This is a genomic window from Halobacterium rubrum, assembly GCF_021729015.1.
Classification (GTDB): domain Archaea; phylum Halobacteriota; class Halobacteria; order Halobacteriales; family Halobacteriaceae; genus Halobacterium; species Halobacterium rubrum.
This window is the reverse complement of record NZ_JAJQQZ010000006.1, coordinates 1-5,528: the sequence shown is the minus strand read 5'-3', so window position 1 is coordinate 5,528 and position 5,528 is coordinate 1. Positions and strand designations below refer to the sequence as shown.

The 5,528-nt window shown below is 57.8% G+C and carries 1 tRNA gene and 3 rRNA genes; all 4 read left to right on the top strand.

Annotation, left to right across the window (positions count from 1 at the left end):
- The first annotated feature begins 295 nt into the window (after window positions 1–295).
- The 4 genes from LT971_RS16315 (at window position 296) to rrf (ending at window position 5,497) form a co-directional block, all read left to right on the top strand.
- Window positions 296–1,768, top strand: a 16S ribosomal RNA gene (locus LT971_RS16315).
- 114 nt (window positions 1,769–1,882) lie between these two features.
- Window positions 1,883–1,954 (top strand) — tRNA-Ala (locus LT971_RS16310).
- A gap of 372 nt (window positions 1,955–2,326) precedes the next feature.
- Window positions 2,327–5,241: ribosomal RNA gene (locus tag LT971_RS16305) — 23S ribosomal RNA — on the top strand.
- Between the two features lie 134 nt (window positions 5,242–5,375).
- A 5S ribosomal RNA gene (gene rrf / locus LT971_RS16300) occupies window positions 5,376–5,497 on the top strand.
- The 16S, 23S and 5S rRNA genes sit together here with 1 tRNA gene alongside, the layout of an rRNA operon.
- Window positions 5,498–5,528: the final 31 nt, after the last annotated feature.

Genomic DNA, 5,528 nt, shown 5'->3' with positions numbered 1-5,528 from the left:
TTCGAGCGCGGTTCGATGCCCTTAAGTAATAACGGGGCGTTCGGAGGAATGCGAACGTCGTCTCGGACCAAACCAGTTCCGGTGGGTTTATGACTCGCCGCGAACTACGTTCAGGTCCGAAGGAATGAGGATTCCACCCCTGCGGTCCGCCGTACAGATGGAATCTGATGTTAGCCTTGATGGTTTGGTGACATCCAACTGGCCACGACAGCCGTCGTGTGCCAAGGGACACATATCGTGTCCCCGCCAAACCAAGACTTGATAGTCTTGGTCGCTGGGAACTATATCCCAGCAAATTCCGGTTGATCCTGCCGGAGGCCATTGCTATCGGAGTCCGATTTAGCCATGCTAGTTGCGCGGGTTCAGCCCCGCAGCGAAAAGCTCAGTAACACGTGGCCAAGCTACCCTGTGGACGGGAATAATCTCGGGAAACTGAGGCTAATCCCCGATAACGCTTCACCCCTGGAAGGGATGAAGCCGGAAACGCTCCGGCGCCACAGGATGCGGCTGCGGTCGATTAGGTAGACGGTGGGGTAACGGCCCACCGTGCCCATAATCGGTACGGGTTGTGAGAGCAAGAGCCCGGAGACGGAATCTGAGACAAGATTCCGGGCCCTACGGGGCGCAGCAGGCGCGAAACCTTTACACTGTACGCAAGTGCGATAAGGGGACTCCGAGTGTGAAGGCATAGAGCCTTCACTTTTGTACACCCTAAGGTGGTGCACGAATAAGGACTGGGCAAGACCGGTGCCAGCCGCCGCGGTAATACCGGCAGTCCGAGTGATGGCCGATCTTATTGGGCCTAAAGCGTCCGTAGCTGGCTAGACAAGTCCGTTGGGAAATCTGCCCGCTTAACGGGCAGGCGTCCAGCGGAAACTGTCTAGCTTGGGACCGGAAGACCTGAGGGGTACGTCTGGGGTAGGAGTGAAATCCTGTAATCCTGGACGGACCGCCGGTGGCGAAAGCGCCTCAGGAGAACGGATCCGACAGTGAGGGACGAAAGCTAGGGTCTCGAACCGGATTAGATACCCGGGTAGTCCTAGCTGTAAACGATGTCCGCTAGGTGTGGCGCAGGCTACGAGCCTGCGCTGTGCCGTAGGGAAGCCGAGAAGCGGACCGCCTGGGAAGTACGTCTGCAAGGATGAAACTTAAAGGAATTGGCGGGGGAGCACTACAACCGGAGGAGCCTGCGGTTTAATTGGACTCAACGCCGGACATCTCACCAGCCCCGACAGTAGTCATGACGGTCAGGTTGATGACCTTACCCGACGCTACTGAGAGGAGGTGCATGGCCGCCGTCAGCTCGTACCGTGAGGCGTCCTGTTAAGTCAGGCAACGAGCGAGACCCGCACTCCTAATTGCCAGCAGTACCCTTTGGGTAGCTGGGTACATTAGGGGGACTGCCGCTGCTAAAGCGGAGGAAGGAACGGGCAACGGTAGGTCAGTATGCCCCGAATGGGCTGGGCAACACGCGGGCTACAATGGTCGAGACAATGGGAAGCCACTCCGAGAGGAGGCGCTAATCTCCTAAACTCGATCGTAGTTCGGATTGAGGGCTGAAACTCGCCCTCATGAAGCTGGATTCGGTAGTAATCGCGTGTCAGCAGCGCGCGGTGAATACGTCCCTGCTCCTTGCACACACCGCCCGTCAAATCACCCGAGTGGGGTTCGGATGAGGCCGGCATGCGCTGGTCGAATCTGGGCTCCGCAAGGGGGATTAAGTCGTAACAAGGTAGCCGTAGGGGAATCTGCGGCTGGATCACCTCCTAACGTCCGAGACCGGGGCGACGCCCCGGCTCACCGATTTCGGTATCGACGCTGTCGTGCCCAGTTGGACACCGACAAACCATCAAGGCTAACACTCCCCTCCCAATCGGGAGGTGGGCCCATAGCTCAGCGGTAGAGTGCCTCCTTTGCAAGGAGGATGCCCTGGGTTCGAATCCCAGTGGGTCCATCCCGTTCGGGAGTCACCGTCGCGAAGCGTGCCCCTTAAGTGGGGCACGGCGCAACGGTGATTCCCGAGCACGACTGATGCACCACCCTGCGAGAGTATGGGTGGGAAGGGTCGATGTACGCTCCCTTCACCAAGGGACGTGCGATGACAACCGTGTGTAAGTGCAATCCAGGCGCTCACTGGACTCGACCACTCGTGGTCGAGTACCGACTGTTGGTCACATCCGTGACCGACAGCGCTCACCCATTATGTGGTGAGCATCGTCGACCGTTCTACGGTCGACATTCATCGTGGTTGGCTGCTTTTGCAGCCAACACTCGACCACTTCGTGTGGTTGAGTACCATATTCGCCGACTGCTTTGCAGTCGGCAACCAACGTGGCTACTGTGCCACCTGGTGAATAGCTCGGCTCGGATGCCGACGAAGGACGTGCCAAGCTGCGATAAGCCTGAGGGAGCCGCACGGAGGCGAAGAACTCAGGATCTCCGAATGGGAATCCCCACAGCAATTGCCTTGCGCAATGGGGAACGGCCGGAATTGAAACATCTCAGTACGGCCAGGAAGAGAAATCGAATGAGACGCCGTCAGTAATGGCGAATGAACGCGGCACAGTCCAAACCGAAGCCCTCACGGGCAATGTGGTGTTCGGACTGACTTGCAGCGCCAGAGGGTTCGCGTGAAGTCTCCTGAAATGGAGTGCGATACAGGGTGACAGCCCCGTAACGTGAACCAGTATGGCGTGCGTCAGCTCCAGAGTAGCGGGGGTTGGAAATCCCTCGTGAATGTGGCAGGCATCGACTGCCAAGACTAAGTACTCTCCGAGACCGATAGTGAACAAGTAGTGTGAACGAACGCTGAAAAGCACCCCAAGAAGGGGGGTGAAATAGGGCTTGAAATCAGGTGGCGATGGAGCGACGGGGCATGAAAGGCCTCACTGGGAACGACGCGAGTGCAAGCTCGTGGTAGGACCTGTGAGGAGCCGATGTTCCGTCGTACGTTTTGAAAAACGAGCCAGGGAGTGTGCCTGTTTGGCGAGTCTAACCGGGGTATCCGGGAAGGCGTAGGGAAACCGATACGGCCGCAGCATTGCGAGGGCCACCGTGTTCAAGCGCGGGGAGTCAAACGGGCACGACCCGAAACCCGGTGATCTACGCGTGGGCAAGGTGAAGCATGGCGAAAGCCATGTGGAGGCCTGTTAGGGTTGGTGTCTTTCAACACCCTCCCGTGACCTACGTGTAGGGGTGAAAGGCCCATCGAACCGGGCAACAGCTGGTTCCAACCGAAACATGTCGAAGCATGACCTCTGCCGAGGTAGTTCGTGGGGTAGAGCGACCGATTGGGGAGTTCAACTCCGAGAGGAGTTGTCTCCCCTGTCAAACTCCAAACCTACGGACGCCGTGGACGCAGGGAATCCGGTGTGCGGGGTAAGCCTGTGCACCGTGAGGGAGACAACCCAGAGTTAGGTTAAGGTCCCAAAGTGCGAGCTAAGTGCGATTGAAGGTGGTCCCGAGCCCTAGACAGCCGGGAGGTGAGCTTAGAAGCAGCTACCCTCTAAGAAAAGCGTAACAGCTTACCGGCCGAGGTTCGGGGCGCCCAAAATGATCGGGGCTCAAGTTCGCCACCGAGACCTGACGGCGCGGGTGACACCGCGATCCAGTAGGTTGGCATTCTGTTCGGGCGGAAGCTCGGGTGAGAACTCGAGTGGACCGAGTGGAAACGAAAATCCTGGCCATAGTAGCAGCGTTAGTCGGGTAAGAATCCCGATGGCCGAAAGAGCAAGGGTTCCTCGGCAATGCTTATCAGCCGAGGGTTAGCCGATCCTAAGGCCCGTCGTAATTCGAGCGGGTCAAAAGGGAAACTGGTTAATATTCCAGTGCTACCGTGCAGTGAAAGCCGACGCCTCGGAGCAGCTTGAGCCGGACGTTCGTCCGGTCGAATCGTCGAAGTCCGTGGAAGCCGTAATGGCAGGAAGCGGACGAACGTCGAGATAGGGAAACTCAAGTCAATCTGGGGCCCGTGAAAAGGCGAGTACGGTATTCGTACCGAGATCCGACACAGGTGCTCTGGCAGAGGAAGCCAAGGCCTGTCGGGAATAACCGACGTTAGGGAATTCGGCAAGTTAGTCCCGTAAGTTCGCGATAAGGGATGCCTGCCTCGCAATGAGGCAGGTCGCAGTGACTCGGAGGCTCCGACTGTCTAATAACAACATAGGTGACCGCAAATCCGCAAGGACGCGTACGGTCACTGAATCCTGCCCAGTGCGGGTATCTGAACACCCAGTACAATGGGGCGAAGGACCCGTTAACGGCGGGGGTAACTATGACCCTCTTAAGGTAGCGTAGTACCTTGCCGCTTCAGTAGCGGCTTGCATGAATGGATCAACGAGAGCCTCACTGTCCCAACGTTGGGCCCGGTGAACTGTACGTTCCAGTGCGGAGTCTGGAGACCCCCAAGGGGAAGCGAAGACCCTATAGAGCTTTACTGCAGGCTGTCGCTGGGACACGGTCGCTGATGTGCAGGGTAGGTAGGAGACGGTACACAGGTACGTGCGCTAGCACGCCACCGAGTCATTCATGAAACACTACCCGTCAGTGACTGTGACCCTCACTCCGGGAGGAGGACACCGGTAGCCGGGCAGTTTGACTGGGGCGGTACGCGCTTGAAAAGATATCGAGCGCGCCCTAAGCCTATCTCAGCCGAGTCAGAGACTCGGCGAAGAGTGCAAGAGCAAAAGATAGGCTGACAGTGTCCTACACAACGAGGGACGCTGACGCGAAAGCGTGGTCTAGCGAACCAATTAGGCTGCTTGATGCGGCCAATTGCTGACAGAAAAGCTACCTTAGGGATAACAGAGTCGTCACTCGCAAGAGCACATATCGACCGAGTGGCTTGCTACCTCGATGTCGGTTCCCTCCATCCTGCCCGTGCAGAAGCGGGCAAGGGTGAGGTTGTTCGCCTATTAAAGGAGGTCGTGAGCTGGGTTTAGACCGTCGTGAGACAGGTCGGCTGCTATCTATTGGGGGTGTTTGGTGTTTGACAGGAACGTCCGTATAGTACGAGAGGAACTACGGACGGGTGCCACTGGTGTATCGGTTGTCCGAGAGGGCACGTGCCGAGCAGCTACGCACCACGGGGTAAGAGCTGAATGCATCTAAGCTCGAAACCCACCTGGAAAAGAAACGCCACTGAGACCGCTCGTAGAAGACGAGTTCGATAGACTCGGGGTGTACGCGTCGAGGCAACGAGACGTTCAGCCCGCGAGTACTAACAGGTCGATGCCACACACTCATGCACTCACCCACACTGTGGGTGGTCGAGTCCAGGCGTTTACTGGATTGCACTTACATACGGAGTATCAGTTGCCGATACTGGTGTCCCGACGTCGGGTCGGGAGCAACGGTTCGATTCCGTTGGTCGGTATTAAGGCGGCCATAGCGGCGGGGCGACTCCCGTACCCATCCCGAACACGGAAGATAAGCCCGCCTGCGTTCCGGTCAGTACTGGAGTGCGCGAGCCTCTGGGAAATCTGGTTCGCCGCCTGCCATTCATACGCGGTTTTCGCCTCGAACAGCCA